We start from the raw sequence: 16,772 nt of genomic DNA on the forward strand, positions 1-16,772 counted from the left end.
ACAGCGGGCGCGGTTACGCCTCCCAAACAGCGACGGCCGTGCGGTCGTCCGCGTACCCCTTGACCCGTACCTGGGTGTCCGCGAGGAAGGCGGTGAGGCCGGGCGGGCCGCTCCCGTTCCAGCGGCGCGTCAGGTGCCCGGACAGTTCCGGCTCGCCCCGCAGCGGCTCGGCGAGGCCCGCCGTGCACAGCAGCAGCGTGTCACCCGGGCGGGCGACGGAGGCCCGGAACCGGAACGGGTCGCGGGGCTGCTCGGGTGCCGGCTCGTACGGGCTCGGGGGCGTGGTGATCCCGAGGTCCATGGTCAGGCGGTCGCCGTCGGGGGTCTCCTGCGGCGGTGAGCCGTAGCTGACGACGGGGGCGCCCGACACCTCGGAGACCTGCGGCTCGATGTCCTGCCACACGCCGTCACGCAGCCGGAACAGGCCGCCTCCGCCGACGCCGAAGAACACGCGGGTGCGGCAGCCGGGGTCGGCGGGCAGCAGGAGGCAGCGCAGGCTCGCCGTGTACTCCTCCGGTTCGAGGCCCTGCTCGGCGGCGCTCGCCCTGAGTCTGCCGAGGCTGCGGTCGGTCAGGCGGTGCAGGCCCGACTTGAGGTCGCCCCGGTGGGCGGCGCGGATGTCCTCGGCGAGGCGGGCGTGGCTGCGGCCGACGGCGCGGCCGATCCAGTCGCAGGCCTCGGCCGCCGCGCGGTGCGCTCCGGGTGCGGCGCGTGCGCCGGTGGCCATGGCGACCAGGATCAGGGCGCCGGGTCCCGTGCCGAAGCGGGCGGTGAGCAGGCAGTCGCGCCGTGGCTCGCCCCGGTAGCGGGCGGAGTCGCCGCGCACGGACACCGCGCGCAGGGTGGATGTCCCGTATCGGGCGCCGTCCAGGACGGTGTCGGCGACGAGGTCGTCGAGGGTGTCGGGGTGGGCAGGCGGGAGTGCGGTGGGTTCGGCGTCGTAGGTGGGCGGGCCGTCGCCCACGTAGGGGATCACGGGGGGTGCGGGGCGGGGCTCGGGTTCGTCGGCGACGGGCGCGTCCTGGGCGGGGGTGAGGTCAGGGGCCGCGTCGGAGGCGGGCACGTCTGCTTCAGGGGCGCGGAGGTCCGGCGCGGCGGCGGGAGGGGGTGGCGGCGGCCGGTGGCCGGGCGGCGGTGGCCCGGGCGGGAAGCTCTGGGGGCGCCCCAGGGCGTGCGTCGGGGGTTCCCACGGGGCGCGTGGGGTGCCCCGATCCGGCGACGGGTCCACGGGCGGGGCCGTCGCGGGCGGTGTCCGTGGCGGTGGTGGCGGCGGTGACGGTGGCGGCACCCTCCGCTGCTCAGGGACGGGTGCCTGCTCCGGGACGGGTGCCTGCTCAGAGGCCGGCGCCCGCTCGTCGGCCAGATCGGGCCCCGGCGGCGAGACCGTCCCCGATGCCGAGGCGAAGCGGTCGTCGAGGGTGTCCGGGGCCGGGGTCGGCCCCGTGTCGTCGGTGGAGTCGTCGTACAACTGCCCCCACCAGTCGTCGCCTTGACCGTGTCGGCCGGAGTGCCTCTCCCCCTGCTGGCTCATGCCCCTATTGTCCACCGCACCGGCCGTACGAAAACGGGACACTCGATAACGACCAGAAATGGCCCGAAAAGACCAGGATCGACGTGAAAAAGGCCCGCCGGACGACCCCACCCCCCACGGGAAGGACGCCCGGCGGACCGGCTCGTTCGGTGATCAGCGCACGTCGTAGGCGCGCGTCACCGTCTGTTCGACCGAGTTGCCCTCGGAATCGGTCAGTCGGGCCTTCAGGGTGACCTGCTTGCCGGACGCGCCCGCGTGGTTCACGGTCGCGGTCCACCTTCCGCCGTGCTCGGCCGTCTTCGCCTCGGTCCAGGTCGCGCCGTCGTCGTACGAGTACGCGAGGGACACCTCGGTGAGGTCACCGGGCGTGTATCCGGCGTGCCCGGTCGCGGTCAGGCCGATCTGCTGGCCGTCCTGCGCGGCGAGGGTCTTGAGGCCGTCTTCGGGCAGGGTCAGGTGCGGGAAGAGCAGCGGGATGCCCTGCGAGTAGACGTTCTCCTCGAGGTGTGAGCGGAACGACCACGTGGTGAGGGTCCCGGTGGAGCGGTTCCAGACCTTGGAGCCGATCTTGTGGGTTTCCAGGGTGAGTTCGTACGCGGAGTCGTCGGCCGGGACGGTGAACACGCCGAACGGCCAGCCGGAGGAGCCGATCAGCTCGCCGTCGCGCTTGAGCGACACCCCGCCGATGTCACCGAAACTGCCCTGGACTCCCTGGTGTTCGGCGTCTCCCCAGAAGCCGGGCGCGACACCGATGAGGTTGCCCTGCCGCTCCGCGGCGAGCACCTGCCGTCCGCTGTCGTCGAGCGGGCTCGTCGGCGCGAGGGCGCCGCCGTACCATTCCTCGGTGCGCTGCTCGCCCTTCTTGTTCGTCCGCACGGGGTCGATCATGAACTCGCCCCAGGGGAAGCTGCTGGAGACCTGGTGGCCCCAGCCGGTGGTGCCCGCCGAGTAGTACTCGGTGCGCTGCGAGGGCGCGGCGACGGTGTCGAGGTCGCCGCTGGACGCGACGAGACCGGAGGGCCGGGCGGCGGAGGGCAGGTCGATGTAGTCGGTGGCCTTGCCCATCGCGCGGTAGGTGGCCTTGTTGGCGGCGAGGTCCCTGTCGCGCACCCGGTAGGTGCGGTCCGAGCCGATCGGGCCGGTCTCCGGGAAGGCCAGGTTGTAGAGGTACGGGCTCTTCGCCGTGGCCTTCCAGCGCAGCGTGACCTCGTCGGAGCCGAGCCTGCCGAGCAGGGCCGTGGCTTCGTCGGCGGGGAGGCCAAGGACGGGCAGGGCGCCGCCCACGAAGCCGGTGGACGGGTACCAGCGGCCCGCTGCCTCGCGGTAGCCGATGACCGCGACGGCCCCGGCGGCCTTGGCGTTCGACGCGACCGTGGAGGCGGCGCCGGTGTCCGGCAGTTTCACGAGCGCGATCTTGCCCTTGACGCCGGCGGCCGTCAGATCCTCGGGCGTGCCGGCCTTGGCGTCGACGATCTGCGCCTGTCCGGTGCCGTCCAGGTTCGTGGAGCTGGTGTTGGCGGTCACCGGGTGGAGCTTCTGCCCGCCGACGACGGCGAGTTCGGAGATCTGCGGGGCCGCCGCGCGCCAGAAGCTGTCGAACTCGAAGGTGCCGTCGGTGGCGCGGCCCTCGACGTCGGCGTAGTAGCCCTTGATGCTCCGGCTGCCCGCCGCGGTGCCCGCGTGCAGCCAGGTGTCGTCCCAGCTGCGCGCGAACCCGAGGGTGACGCCCCGCGCTTCGGACTCCTTGTCGGTCTCCACGCTCAACCGGCCGGCCTTGCGCGCGTCGAGGACGACGGTGGTGTCCTTCTTGACGTCGAGCTGCGGACGCGCCAGGTAGGAAAGGGAGTTGAGGAGGGTGCCCTCGGTGTCGGGTGTGGCGACGAAGCTGGAGAGGAAGTAGCGGCCGGGGCGCACCTGGTACGTCTGGTCGGCCGCGCCCTCGTTGAAGCGGCGCTCGCCGCTGGCGTCGTCGGTGCCGATCAGGTCGACGGACGACTGTCCGGCGGCGGGCCTGCCGGAGCGGTCGACGAGCTTGACGCGGAGGGTGACCGTCTCCGCCTGCACGTACAGCGAGAAGGGCGTGGAGACGCTGACGCCTTCGGCGGTGGCGAGGACGCGGCCGGTGACGTCGCCGTACTGGGCGGCCTTGAGCGAGGCCGTGGGGTCGAGCTTCAGGGGGACCTTGACGGTCGCGCCGGCGGGCACGGTGACCGTGCGTTCGGCGAGCTTCGCGACCGAGGAGTGGACCGCAGAGCCGTCGTTGCCGGTGACGCCCTTGACGGCCAGGCTCAACCGCACCGGCTTGTCGGTGGTGTTGGTGTAGGGCACGTCGACGGTGGTGCGGTCGCTGCTGTCCTGCGGCCATTCGAAGCTGCCGCCCTGGACGGCGCTCGCGCCGAGTACCTTCTCGTCGATCGCGGCCTTCACGTCGAGGCGCCCGCCGCCGGTCTCGCGCACGTCACCAGGGATGTCCGCGTCCGCGGAGGACACGAGGGCCGACTTGATCTGCTGGGCGCTCCAGCCGGGGTGGCGCTGCTTGACGATGGCGGCGGCGCCCGCGACGTGCGGGGTCGCCATCGACGTACCGCTCATGGACTGGTACGCGTAGATGCCACGGCCGCCCGCGGCGGCGGCCGAGATGGCGACGCCGGGCGCGGTGATCTCGGGCTTGAGGGTGTGCGAGCCGTAGGCCGGGCCGCGGCTGGAGAAGTTCGCGGTGGAGTCGTCGCGGTCGACGGCGCCGACGGTCAGGACGCTCGGGGCGCAGCCGGGTGAGGAGACGGTGTTGTCGCCGGGGCCGGTGTTGCCCGCCGCGATGACGAAGAGGGTGTTCTCGGAGGACCGCGCGAGTTCCTCGGTGGCGGTGGCCATCGGGTCGGTGCAGTCGGTCCGCGCGGGGTTGCCGAGGCTCATGGAGACGACGTCGGCGCCCTGGTCGACGGCCCACTGCATGCCGGCGATGATCCACGAAGTGGCGCCGGAGCCCGAGTCGTTGAGGACCTTGCCGTTGAGAAGCGTGGTGCCGGGGGCGACGCCGCGCTTCTTGCCGTCGCTCGCGGCGCCGGTGCCACCGACGGTGGACGTGGTGTGGGTGCCGTGGCCCTGGTGGTCGCCCGCGTCGTCGGAGTCGGTGAAGTTCCTCGACTCGGCGACGCGCCCCTTGAGGTCGGGGTGGTCGGTGTCGACACCGGTGTCGAGGACGGCGACCTTGGTGCCCTTGCCGTCGTAGCCCGCCGCCCACGCCTCGGGGGCGTGCACCTGCTTCGTCGACCGGTCGAGGCCGGCCCGCATCTTCTCGTCGAGCCAGAGCTTCTTGAGGGAGCCGGCGACACGGGAGCGGGTGTCGGTGACGTCGGCCCAGAAGTCGGCGGCCTCCTTCTTGTCGGCCTTCAGCGCCACGCCGTCGACGGGATCGAGCACGAGGCCGCGCTCGGCTCCGCGCGGGGCGGCGGGCACGCTGCGGGCGACGTCCACGGACTTGTCGTAGACCGCGATGAGCGGCAGCGTCTTGCTGTGCGCGTCGTCGTAGCCCTGGCGGACGAGGCCCGTGACGTTGAAGAGCTCCTCGTCGACGCGGCCGTCGGCGATCGCCTTGACGGCACCCGCGGGGTAGACGTAGAGGTCCTGGCCCGACGTCCGCGTCTGCACGAGCGGGGCGGCGCCGTCCTCACCAGGGAGCACGGTGGCCGCGCTGTGGCCCGAACCGTCCTTGGTCACCAGGATCCGGTCGCCCGTGACGAGGGTGACGACGGAGCCCGCCCCCTCCTTCGCGGCCGCCTCGCTGCCGACGATCGGCCTCTTGGCGTCCCCCCGTGTTTCGGCCACGGTGGGCAGGGCCGCGGTGACGGCCAGGACGACGGCGGTCGCCGCCACCGAGGCCGTACGCGATATCGCGCGCATCGCTCTCCCTCTCCCCAGGTGAAAGCGCAGGTGAATACGGCGCAAAGGGCGTATTCCCGGCGGATGTTGGTGCTGCGGTGGCGCCACATTGGCAGAGAGAGCGGTGGTACGGGGAAGATGGGGCGCGGCGGGTTTGTGCCGTGGCCGTTTCCCGCCACGGTGCCGCCGGAACCGAGGCTCGGGGAGGGGCATCGCCGCATGCTGGGTGCGATAGGTCTGGACGAGATGCACGAGAGCACCTACCGCGCGCTCGTGTCGCTGGGCGCGGCCGACGTGCCCGATCTCGCGGGGCGGCTCGCCCTGGCCGAGTACGAGACCGAGCACGCGCTGCGCCGGCTCGAGCGGCACGGGCTCGCGGCGCAGTCGTCCGCGCGGCCGGGGCGCTGGGTGGCCGCCCCGCCGGGTGTCGCTCTCGGCGCGCTCCTGACACAGCAGCGGCACGAGCTGGAGAAGGCGGAGCTGGCTGCGGCGCTGCTCGCGGAGGAATACCGGGCACAGGCCGCCGAGCCCGCCGTGCACGATCTGGTCGAGGTGGTCACGGGCGCCGCGGCCGTCGCGCAGCGCTTCCTCCAGCTTCAGCTGGGCGCGACGGACGAGGTGTGCGCACTGGTCACCGGCAATCCGATCGCCGTCTCGGGGATGGACAACGAGGCGGAGGAGCAGGCCACCAGCCGGGGCGTCGCGTACCGGGTCGTGGTGGAGCGCGAGGTGCTCTCGATGCCGACGGGGCTGACCGAGCTGTCGGCCGCGATCGGGCGGGACGAGCAGGTACGGGTCGTGGACCGGGTGCCGACGAAGCTGGTGATCGCCGACGGCGCGCTCGCGATGGTGCCGCTCACCTCGCGCACGGCGGAACCGGCGGCGCTCGTCGTGCACGCGAGCGGGCTCCTCGAGTCGCTGTCCGGCCTGTTCGAGGCGGTCTGGCGGGACGCGCTGCCGCTACGGCTCGGCGAGAGCGGCCGCTCGGTCACCGAGCAGGAGCCCGACGGCCCGGACGGCACGGACCTGGAGATCCTCTCCCTTCTTCTGGCCGGACTCACGGACGCGAGCGTCGCCAAGCAGCTTGACCTGGGGCTTCGCACGGTGCAGCGGCGGGTGAAGCGCCTGATGGAGCTGGCCGGCGTGACGACGCGGCTCCAGCTGGGGTGGCACGCGTACGAGCGGGGCTGGGTGTCACGGGACGTGCCGGGGTTGGACCGGAGCGGGGAGCGGACTCAGGAGCGGGCCCAGGAGCGGGCTGGGGAGCACGTCGCGGAGGGCTGAGTTCCGCGGCCGGAAGCCATCGGTGGTGGCGGAGCGTGAAGCTCTGCGATCTGCGCGTTCCGCCGTTGTCCGGCACTCTTGGCAGATGGGCGTGTGGGAACTCCTGCTGGTGGGAGTGGTGATGCTGCTCGGCCTGTGCGGGGTGCTCGTGCCCGGGGTGCCGGGGTCATGGCTCGTGTGGGCAGGGGTCCTCGTGTGGTCGCTCCAGGACCCGAACGGGCTGGCCTGGGGCGTTCTGGTCGGAGCCACCGCCGTCCTGCTCGCCGCCCAGGTGCTCCGCTGGCAGCTTCCGCCGCGGCGGCTGCGCGAGAGCGGCGCCACGCGCCGCACCGCGATATGGGCGGGCACCGGAGCCCTGGTGGGTTTCTGCGTGATCCCGGTGATCGGGTCGATCCCGGGGTTCATCGGAGGTATCTACCTCTGCGAGCGGCTGCGTCTGGGCCGGCACGGCGACGCCGTCGCCTCGACCCGGACCGCGATGCGCGCCGGCGGCTCGAGCGTCCTGGCCGAACTCTTCGCCTGCCTGCTCATCGTGGGCGCATGGATCGGGGCCGTGATCTGGGGCTAGCCGCTCTGGTTCACGTATACGTACAGCATCCACGTAGCGCGAGTCACATCGGATCTCTCCCGGCATGTTGACGAGCTCTCGTCACATCTCTAGCTTTCCGCAAGGAATAGCTCCGATGAATCGACGTCAGCTTCGACACGTGGAGGCCGCGCCATGCCAAGACCGTCCAGAAGGACCGTGCTCGCCACCGGATCCACGCTCGCCGGGGCCGCGCTCGCGGGCGGGCTGCCGGCTCAGGCCACCGCCGCCACCCCGGCCGCGCTCTCCGCCACCGCCGTGAGCGCACCCTCCGAAGACGCCTGGCGCACCGTCCTCGCCGACGCCGACCTCGTCTGGCAGAAGATGCCGAAGACCTGGTACGAGGGCCCGTATCTGGGCAACGGCCTCCTCGGCTCCGGGATCTACCAGGAGCCCGGGAAGAACGCGATCCGCTTCAACGTCCAGCACTCCGAGGTCCAGGACCACCGCCCGGAGTTCGGATCCCTGTTCGGTCTGGCGCGGCTGCCCATCGGCTACTTCACGCTGGAACCCGTCGGCGCCGTCACCGGCCTCGACTGGCGCCTGCGCCTACGCGACGCGGAGCTGACCGGCACCCTCACCACCGACAAGGGCACGCTCACGATCCGCGCCCAGGTAACCAACGCGCTCTCCGTCCTTGCCGTCGAGGTCACCCCGTCCGAGGGCGAGCGCGGCTTCGCGTGGGTCTTCCACCCCGCCCGGTCGATCAGCCCGCGCGCCGCGTTCCAGCCCATCCCGGCCGGCTACGAGGGCAACCCGCCCGCCGAGCCCGGTGAGTACGACGGCATCTCCGCCTCCGTCCAGCCGCTCCTGTCAGGCGGCCAGTACGTCACCGCCTGGCGCGAGCGCACCCGTGGCGAGCGGCGGACGCTGTACGTGAACGTGGCGCACTCCTTCCCGAAGTCCACCGCCCGCGACCGGGCCGTCTCGACGGTGCGGGCCGCGGCCGCGCTCCCCTACGACGCCCTGGCCGTGACCCATCGCGCCTGGTGGCACGCGTACTACCGCAAGAGCTTCCTGTCCGTCCCCGACGCGCGCATCCAGCGCTTCTACTGGATCCAGCTCTACAAGACGGCGTCCGCCGCCCGCCGGGACGCGCCCGTGATGGCGACCAGCGGCCCCTGGCTCGAACCGACGCCGTGGCCCGCGACCTGGTGGAACCTCAACGTGCAGCTGGAGTACTGGCTGATCCACGGCTCGAACCACCTCGAACTCGACGCCGTCACACGGGCGCTCGGCGAGTTCCGGGACCACCTCACCGCCGAGATGGCCGCCCCGTACCGCGCCGACTCGCTCGGCATCCCGCGCACCACGGACATGCACCTCGTCAACGGCGGCGCGACGAGCAACGCGCAGGGCTACGGCGTCGGCATCCCCGGCCAGGACACTCCGACGCCCGAGGTCGGCAACCTCACCTGGGCGCTGCACAACGTGTGGCTGAGCTACCGGCACACCATGGACGAGAAGATCCTGCGCGACGTCCTCTTCCCCCTGCTGCGCAAGGCGATCAACTACTACCTGCACTTCCTGGAGCCGGGAGCCGACGGCAAGCTGCACCTGCCCGCGACGTTCTCGCCCGAGTACGGCGGCAACACGCGCGACTGCAACTACGACCTGATGCTCCTGACGTGGGGCTGCCGCACCCTCCTGGATTCGGCCGAACTCCTCGGCATCGAGGACGAGTTGGCGCCGCGCTGGCGCGAGGTCCTCGCCAGGCGCACGCCGTACCCCACCGACGCCAACGGGTTCATGATCGGCGCGGACATCCCCTTCGCGAAGTCCCACCGCCACTACTCGCACATGCTCGCGGTGTACCCGCTGTACGAGCTGACCGGCCGCACACCCTCCGAACTCGCCCTGATCGAGAAGTCGCTGGCCCACTGGGTGGGCTTCGAGGGGGCCCTGCAGGGCTATACGTTCACGGGCGCGGCCTCGATGTCGGCGCTGCTCGGCAAGGGCGAGGACGCCCTGAAGTACCTGGGCCAGCTGATGTCCCGCTTCATCCAGGCCAACACCATGTACAAGGAGTCGGGCCCGGTCATCGAGACGCCGCTGTCGGCCGCCCAGTCCCTGCACGACATGGTGTGCCAGTCCTGGGGCGAAGTGATCCGCGTCTTCCCGGCCCTGCCCGCCGCGTGGAAGGACCTCGCCGTCCACAACTTCCGTACGCAGGGCGCCTTTCTGCTGAGCGCGGTACGCGAGGGCGGCACGACGCGCTGGGTGCGGCTCGTGAGCGAGGCGGGCGCGCCGTGTGTGGTGCGACACGGCATCGCGGGCGCGGTCGACGTGCGCGACGGCCGGGGCAGGCCGCTCCGCTACGAGGACGCGGGCGACGGCGCGATCCGGATCACCCTGCGCAAGGGCGACTCGGCGCTCGTCACGGCGCAGGGCGACCGCCCCGACCTGAGCATGGAGCCGGTCACGGCGAACGCGCCGGCGGAGCGCTGGGGACTGCCCGCCTGACGCCGACGCGTATCCCCGCGGCCCGGGCCTGCCCTCCTCCGGGCAGGCCCGGGCCACACAGTCCCGCCATAACGAGATCACAAACCCTTGTCCTACCCCTAGGAGATACCGACTGGACGGTATTAGCCTCCCCGACCATGCACACGCTGGCGTGTGTCTCGACAGCAGGGAGGCGTGATGTCGGTTTCGTCACCGGCGGACACGGCGCGGCGCACCAGCCGGCCGTTCCCCTCGGCTCTGAGCCGCCTCGGCGGCAGGCAGCTCGACCACTACCCCGAAAGCGGTCCGCGGTACTGGTACCTGGGCATCGTCGTGCTCGTCACGATCGTTCTCTACTACCAGCTGTACATCCAGTACGCGGTGTCGACAGCCATCATCAGCCACTACCACATGACGTTCCTGTACTTCGTCTACATATCGGTGGCCGCCAACGCGGTGGGCGCCTTCTCGTCCCTGGTGGCCGGTCTCGCCGACCGCTGGGGCCGGGCGAACATCGTGGTCTACGGCCTGCTGGTGGTCGGCCTGCTCACCACGTTCGCCCTGCCCAACGCGCCCGGCAAGGTGAGCTATCTGCTCGTCTACGCGGCCGTGTCACTCGTCGAGGGCATGATCCTGGTCGCCACCCCGGCGCTCATCAGGGACTTCTCTCCGCAGCTCGGCCGGGCCTCGGCGATGGGCTACTGGACGATGGGGCCGATCATCGGCAGCCTCGTGGTCACCGCCGTCACCTCCCGCACGTTCAGCGGCTCCACCACCTGGCAGGACGAGATCCGCTTCGCGGGCATCAGCGGCCTCGTCATGTTCGTCGTCGCGCTGTTCGGACTGCGCGAGCTCGCCCCGGCGCTGCGCGACCAGATCATGGTGAGCCTGCGGGACCGCGCGCTGGTCGAGGCGCGCGCCAAGGGGATGGACACCGAGGCGGCGCTGCGCGGTCAGTGGCGCCAGATGCTCCGCCTCGACGTCATCGGCTCCGCCGTCGCCATCAGCGTCTACCTCCTGCTGTACTTCGCCGCCGTCGGCAACTTCGTGCTCTACTTCGCCACCACCTTCGGATACACCCCGCAGCGCGCCAACGCCCTGCTGAACTGGTACTGGGGAGCGAACGCGATCTCGCTGGTCCTGGCCGGCCTGTTCTCCGACCGCCTGCGCGTGCGCAAGCCCTTCATGCTGCTCGGCGCGCTCGGGTCCATAGGCTTCACGCTGGCGTTCACCCTGCACGCCACCCAACCGCACACCGGGTACTACACGTTCGCGTTCATCGTGGCGGGCATCGGTGTCACCAGCGGTATCGCCTACTCGCCGTGGATGGCGAGCTTCACGGAGACGGTCGAGCGGCACAACCCGGCGGCCACCGCCACGGGTCTCGCCGTGTGGGGCTGGATCGTGCGGATCACCGTCGCCCTGTCCGCCGCCTTCGTACCGCTCGTCGTGAGCACCGTGACCCCGCTGATCGAGCACGGCGCTGAGGTCAAGGCGGCGTCGGTGCAGGCGGCTCCGGCCCTCGCCATCACGAAGGCCCACCCGAAGCTCTTCGCCGAACTCGGCTCGTACGCACCGGACAAGGTGCCCGCCCCGCTGCTGGCCGAGGCACAGAAGGAGGTCGGCACCGAAGGTCTGGACACCGTGCGGAAGGCGGCGCCGCAGCTGAAGATCCTGCGCGAGCACGGACCCGAGGTGCAGCGGGCGAGCGCGGACAACGCGCACGCGTGGCAGACCTGGTGGTGGGTGTGTCTCGGCGGGCAGGTGCTGTTCCTGCCGTTCATCTTCGTGATGACGGGCAGGTGGCGGCCGCGCGACGCGCGACGCGACGTCGAGGAGCACGAGGCACTGGTGGCCCGGCAGGTCGCCGAACTGAAGGAGAGCACGGCATGACCGCCCCGACTCGGCTGCACGCACTCGGCGCCCTCGAACAGGCCGCCGCCGTCCGCAAGGGCGAGGTCGGCCCGGTGGAACTCGTACGGCATCACCTGGACCGGGTGGAGCGCTACGACGAGCGGTTCGGCGCCTTCGTGACGGTGACGCCCGACGCCGCTCTGGCCGGGGCGTCGGCCGCGCAGGAGCGGCGCGCGGAGGGGGACCTGCCGCCGCTGTTCGGCGTGCCGACGGCCGTCAAGGACCTGGCAGACACGGCCGGCGTGCGCACGACGTACGGCTCCAAGGCCTTCGGCGGCCATGTGCCGGAGGCCGACGCCTACAGCGTGACCCGGCTGCGCGAGGCCGGCACGATCAGCCTCGGCAAGACCAACACCCCGGAATTCGGCTGCTGTTGCTACACCGACAACGATGTGGCGGGTCCGGCCCGCAACCCGTGGGACCCCGCCCTGTCCGCCGGAGGTTCCAGCGGCGGGGCGGCGGTGGCCGTGGCGCTCGGCCTCGTGCCGGTCGCCCACGCCAGCGACGGGGGCGGCTCCATCCGGATCCCGGCGAGCGTCTGCGGCCTGTTCGGCATCAAGCCGTCGCGGGGCCGGGTCAGTTCGGGCCCCGCCGGGATCGAAGTCAACGGCCTGTCCGTACAAGGGCCGCTGGCGCGCAGTGTGCGCGACGCGGCGGCGCTGCTCGACGCGCTGGCGGGGCCCGAACCGGGCGACCCGCACTGGGCGCCGCCGCTCCCGCCGGGCGAGACGTTCCTCTCCCATGCCGAGCGCTCCCCCGGGCGGCTGCGCATCGGCCGGTACGCGCGGCCCGCTGCCGAAGGCGTGACGGTGGACCCGGCATGCCTGGCGGCCTGGGAGCACGCCTCGCACCTGCTCGAAGATCTCGGGCACATCGTGGAGGACATCCCGACGCCGTTCGGCCCCGAGATCAGCGGCCACTTCGTGACGGCGTGGGGAGTGCAGTCACTCGGACACACCCTCGACGCCGCGGCGGAGGAGCTGCTGCGGCAGGTGACCCGGGCCTGGCGCGAGTTCGGCCGTGGCATCAGCGGCGAGCAGCTCGCGGCCGCGATCACCGGGATGCAGCACGCCGCACGCCGCGCGGTACGGGCGACGTCCGGCTACGACGCCGTGCTCACCCCGACCCTGGCGACGCTGCCGCAACCGCACGAGTTCTTCGACGAGTCCGGCGACCCGCTCGACAACCTGCGCCGCCAGAGCGCGTTCAGCGCGTTCACCAGCCCGTACAACATGACGGGCCAGCCGGCGGTCAACGTCCCGCTGTACTGGACCCCGGAGGGCGGGATCCCGGTGGGCGTCTCCCTGGTGGGCCGCCCCGCCGACGAGGCCACCCTGATCGCCCTGAGCGCGCAACTGGAGGAGGCGCACCCCTGGCACGACAGGTACGCGCGCCTCTTGTCGTAGCCGTCGGGACGCATCGGGCAACGGCCCTAGGACCGGGGCCCGATGCATGGCGGGGGCGATCGTGTTTGGCTGAGGTCATGACCGAATTCAGCGAGGCCGAGATCACGTATCTGAAGTCCCAGCGCCTGGGACGGCTGGCCACCGTCGACCCGAAGGGCCAGCCGCAGGCTAACCCGGTGGGGTTCTTCCCGCAGGACGACGGCACGATCCTGGTCGGCGGATATGCGCTCGGGACAACAAAGAAATGGCGCAACCTCCAGGCGAACCCGAAAGTCGCGCTCGTCGTCGACGACATCCTCAGCCTCAAGCCGTGGAAGGTGCGGGGCGTCGACATCCGTGGCGAGGCGGAACTCCTCACCGGCCCGCACCACCTGGGCGCGCACTTCAGCGAGGAGCTCATCCGTATCCACCCGCGCAAGATCCACAGCTGGGGGCTCGACGACTAGGGGGTGTGCCCCTGGAGGACTCCCTCCAGGGCCAGCAGCTGCTGCTTGCGCTCCAGGCCGCCCGCGTACCCGGTGAGGGAGCCGTCCGCGCCGATCACGCGGTGGCAGGGGCGGACGATGAGGAGCGGGTTGGCCCCGATCGCGCCGCCGATGGCGCGGACCGCGGCGCGTGACGCGCCGATGCTCGCGGCGACGGCGCCGTACGTGGTGGTCGCGCCGTACGGCACGGCGTCGAGTGCCGCCCACACCTTCTCGCGGAACGCGGTCCCGTCCGTGCTGAACTCCAGGTGGAATTCCTTGAGTTCACCCCTGAAGTAGGCGGCGAGCTGCTCCTCGGCGTCGGCGAAGCGCTCCGGTGCGCGCCGCCACCCGGGCTGCACCGTGCGGCCGGCCTTCTGCCCGGGAACGGACACAGAGGTGAGGGCGCCCGACTCGTCGCCGGTGAGCAGGAGTTCACCGACGGGGCTGTCGAGCACGGTGTAGTACACGGTCATGACTGCTGCTCCAACTGTCGCTGTGTCCAGAGGTGTTGCTGTGCGTACGTGCGCCAGGGGCGCCAGGTGTCCGGTACAGGTTCCTGCCCCGGTTCTTCGGGGAGGGCCACGTCCGGGTCAGCCAGCGACCGCATGCGGATGAGGGCGGCGGTGCGGGCGTCGACGCCGGGCAGGGCGCGCAGGGCGGCCTCGGCGTCGTCCCGGTCGGCGCCCGGATCGAGGCGCACGGTGCCGTCGGCGAGGGCCGTGGCGAGCGCGCCGACGGGTCCCGGCTCCCCGGCGAGGTCGCCGGGCGAGGGGAAGACATGGGTGAGGGTGCCGCAGGGCGCGTCGACGGCCTTCGCGTACCGCTCGACGAGCCGCGCCGCCTCCTCCCGCCCGGCGAGGACCCGTACGGCCAGCTCGTCGGGGTCGGCGGCCCCCGGCGCGCGCAGGCCGGGCCGTGCGGCGACGAGGGGCGCGAGGCGCGGGTCGGCGCCGAGGCGCTCGTCGATCGCGTACGGGTCGCTGTCCAGGTCGAACAGGCGCCGCAGGCGTCCCACGGCGGTCGTCAGATCGCGCAGGTCGGTGAGGTGGATGCGGGCGTCTAGCCAGCCGCCATGGTGCGCGGCGCGGCTCGCGGACGTGGACCTGGTGCGCTCGTCGACGGAGACGACGCCGGTGCCGTAGGGCAGGCGCAGGGTGCGGCGGTAAGTGCGGGCGCCCGGCGTTCCGGTCATCTCCTCGACGCCGTCGAGGGCCTCGCGGGCGAGGGTGTCGAAGAGGGGGCGGGCCTGGTAGGGGCCGCGATGGGCGAGGCGCAGGGGGATGCCGGCCGCCGTGGCGGTGACGCGGGTGGCGGGGGCCTCGGCGCGCAGCTGCGTGGGCGTACGGGCATAGACCGCGCGGATCGTGTCGTTGAACTGGCGCACGCTCGCGAAGCCCGCGGCGAACGCGATCTCCGTGATCGGCAGTCCGGTCGTCTGGAGCAGGACGCGCGCGGTGTGGGCGCGCTGGGCACGGGCCAGGGCGACGGGTCCGGCGCCCACCTCGGTGGTGAGCTGGCGCTGCACCTGGCGGGCGCTGTACCCGAGGCGCACCGCGAGCCCGGCGACGCCCTCGCGGTCGACGACGCCGTCGCCGATCAGGCGCATGGCGCGGCCCACCACGTCGGCACGTACGTTCCAGTCGGCCGAGCCCGGCACGGCGTCGGGGCGGCAGCGCCGGCAGGCGCGGAAACCGGAGCCCTGCGCCGCCGCTGCGGTGGCGTAGTAGCGGACGTTCTTCCGCCTGGGGGTCACCGCGGGGCAGCTGGGGCGGCAGTAGATGCCGGTCGTCTCGACGGCGAAGAAGAACTCCCCGTCGAAGCGCGCGTCACGGCTGCGCACCGCTTCGTACCGCGTGTCCTCATCGATCATCACGCCCTCCAGTGTGCGCCTGCGCGGCGCCGGGGGCTGGCGGGATTCGGACACGGCACTGCCCGGGGAGTGCCGCGGCCCCCGCTGTCCCGTACGGGACAGCGGGGGCCGCGCGAGGCCGCCTCAGCCGAGGCGCCCCCGCTTCGCCTCCATCGCGGCGCGGCCCTGGGCGCCGCGCATCTTCCAGACGCGCCGCATCTCGTCCCGCAGGCGGGCGTCGGTGCGGGCGGCGAGCCGCTGGTTCTCGCGCAGCAGCTTGCGGTAGCTGTCGAGGCGGCGCGGGGGCAGCGTCCCGTCGTCGAGCGCGGCCAGCACGGCGCATCCCGGCTCGGCGTCGTGGGCGCAGTCGTGGAACCTGCACCCCTCGGCCAGGGCCTCGATCTCCGAGAAGACCTGCCCGACGCCGGTCTCCGCGTCGAAGAGCCCGACGCCACGCAGCCCGGGGGTGTCGATCAGGACGCCGCCGGTCGGCAGGACCAGCAGGTTCCGGGTGGTCGTGGTGTGCCGGCCCTTGCCGTCGACGTCACGCACGGCCTGCACGTCCATGACGTCGGCGCCGAGCAGGGCGTTGGCGAGCGTCGACTTGCCCGCTCCTGACTGGCCGAGGAGCACGGACGTCCCGTCGAGGAGCGCGCCGAGCACGTCGATGCCGTGGCCCTGCTCGGCACTGACCGCGAGGACCTGCACGCCGGGCGCCGCCGTCTCCACGTCGGAGACGAGGTGCGCGGTGGTCGCGGCGTCCGGCACGAGGTCGGCCTTGGTGAGGACGACGACGGGCTGGGCGCCGGACTCCCACGCCAGGGCGAGGAACCGCTCGATACGGCCGAGGTCGAGCTCCGCGGCGAGCGATACGGCGATCACCGCGTGGTCGACGTTGGCCGCGAGGATCTGGCCCTCCGACCGCTTCGACGAGGTCGACCGCACGAAGGACGTGCGGCGCGGCAGATACGTGCGGACGTAGCGGGGATCGCCGCCGTCCGGGTCGACGACCGCCCAGTCGCCGGTGCAGATGACCCGCAGCGGGTCGTGCGGGGTGACGAACTCCGTGTCGGCGCGCACGGGTCCTTCGGGGGTGACGAGGTCGCACTGGCCGCGGTCGACGCGGACGACGCGGCCTGGCACGAAGCCCTGCGCGGCGTACGGGGCGAACGCGGCGGCCCAGTCATCGTCCCAGCCGAAGTCGGCGAGGGGATGCCGGGAAATCTCCGTGGAGAAAGGGGAGTTCAAGGGGTGACCCTTCACAAGGGTGGCCCCGGCGCGCGCTCATGGGCGCGAGAGAGAGGTTGGTCAGCCGGTGGCCACGGAGGTGGGATGAACGGGCTTCTGGACGCGGGCGGCGCCCTGCGTGACGGCATTCATCGAAGTCCACCTCCTGGCTTCTCGTGTGTGCGTA

The 16,772-nt window shown here is 72.4% G+C and carries 11 protein-coding genes; 6 read left to right on the forward strand and 5 right to left on the reverse strand.

Features of this window, described 5'->3' with window-relative positions; all coding sequences use genetic code 11:
* Nucleotides 1-13 precede the first annotated feature (13 nt).
* Both ACWIGU_RS04165 and ACWIGU_RS04170 read right to left on the reverse strand, forming a co-directional pair.
* A complete protein-coding gene (locus ACWIGU_RS04165; RefSeq protein WP_454397147.1) occupies nt 14-1,531 on the reverse strand; it encodes a protein phosphatase 2C domain-containing protein in 1,518 nt (505 codons plus the stop codon).
* Nucleotides 1,532-1,684: 153 nt separating this feature from the next.
* Nucleotides 1,685-5,431 (reverse strand): S8 family peptidase, encoded by a 3,747-nt coding sequence (locus tag ACWIGU_RS04170; RefSeq protein WP_454397149.1) that lies wholly within the window; start codon nt 5,429-5,431, stop codon nt 1,685-1,687.
* A gap of 198 nt (nt 5,432-5,629) precedes the next feature.
* On the opposite strand from ACWIGU_RS04170, the gene ACWIGU_RS04175 reads away from it, so the two are divergent.
* The 6 genes from ACWIGU_RS04175 to ACWIGU_RS04200 all read left to right on the forward strand — a co-directional run bounded on the left by ACWIGU_RS04175 (nt 5,630) and on the right by ACWIGU_RS04200 (nt 13,488).
* Nucleotides 5,630-6,694 (forward strand): winged helix-turn-helix transcriptional regulator, encoded by a 1,065-nt coding sequence (locus ACWIGU_RS04175; protein ID WP_454397151.1) that lies wholly within the window; start codon nt 5,630-5,632, stop codon nt 6,692-6,694.
* A gap of 85 nt (nt 6,695-6,779) precedes the next feature.
* Nucleotides 6,780-7,262 (forward strand): DUF456 domain-containing protein, encoded by a 483-nt coding sequence (locus ACWIGU_RS04180; protein WP_454397153.1) that lies wholly within the window; start codon nt 6,780-6,782, stop codon nt 7,260-7,262.
* Nucleotides 7,263-7,415: 153 nt separating this feature from the next.
* Nucleotides 7,416-9,743, forward strand: a complete 2,328-nt coding sequence (locus ACWIGU_RS04185) for a glycosyl hydrolase family 95 catalytic domain-containing protein (protein WP_454397155.1) — start codon at nt 7,416-7,418, stop codon at nt 9,741-9,743.
* Between the two features lie 177 nt (nt 9,744-9,920).
* On the forward strand, nt 9,921-11,615 hold the full coding sequence (locus ACWIGU_RS04190; RefSeq protein ID WP_454397157.1) for an MFS transporter: 1,695 nt from the start codon (nt 9,921-9,923) through the stop codon (nt 11,613-11,615).
* Entirely contained in the window at nt 11,612-13,042 is a 1,431-nt protein-coding gene (locus ACWIGU_RS04195) for an amidase (RefSeq protein ID WP_454397159.1), read from the forward strand. The genes ACWIGU_RS04190 and ACWIGU_RS04195 overlap by 4 nt, the downstream gene beginning before the upstream one ends.
* A gap of 77 nt (nt 13,043-13,119) precedes the next feature.
* Complete coding sequence (locus ACWIGU_RS04200) at nt 13,120-13,488, forward strand: PPOX class F420-dependent oxidoreductase (protein ID WP_385189494.1); 369 nt, start codon at nt 13,120-13,122, stop codon at nt 13,486-13,488.
* Here the strand turns inward: ACWIGU_RS04200 and ACWIGU_RS04205 are convergent.
* From ACWIGU_RS04205 to rsgA, 3 genes are all read right to left on the reverse strand, one after another.
* Entirely contained in the window at nt 13,485-13,982 is a 498-nt protein-coding gene (locus ACWIGU_RS04205; RefSeq protein WP_454397162.1) for a methylated-DNA--[protein]-cysteine S-methyltransferase, read from the reverse strand. The two genes, ACWIGU_RS04200 and ACWIGU_RS04205, sit on opposite strands and share 4 nt — an antisense overlap.
* Entirely contained in the window at nt 13,979-15,379 is a 1,401-nt protein-coding gene (locus ACWIGU_RS04210; RefSeq protein WP_454397287.1) for a DNA-3-methyladenine glycosylase 2 family protein, read from the reverse strand. Before ACWIGU_RS04210 ends, ACWIGU_RS04205 begins: the two co-directional genes overlap by 4 nt.
* A gap of 123 nt (nt 15,380-15,502) precedes the next feature.
* Complete coding sequence (gene rsgA, locus ACWIGU_RS04215; protein WP_454397164.1) at nt 15,503-16,606, reverse strand: ribosome small subunit-dependent GTPase A; 1,104 nt, start codon at nt 16,604-16,606, stop codon at nt 15,503-15,505.
* Nucleotides 16,607-16,772: the final 166 nt, after the last annotated feature.

This window comes from Streptomyces sp. NPDC055400, from assembly GCF_053644375.1.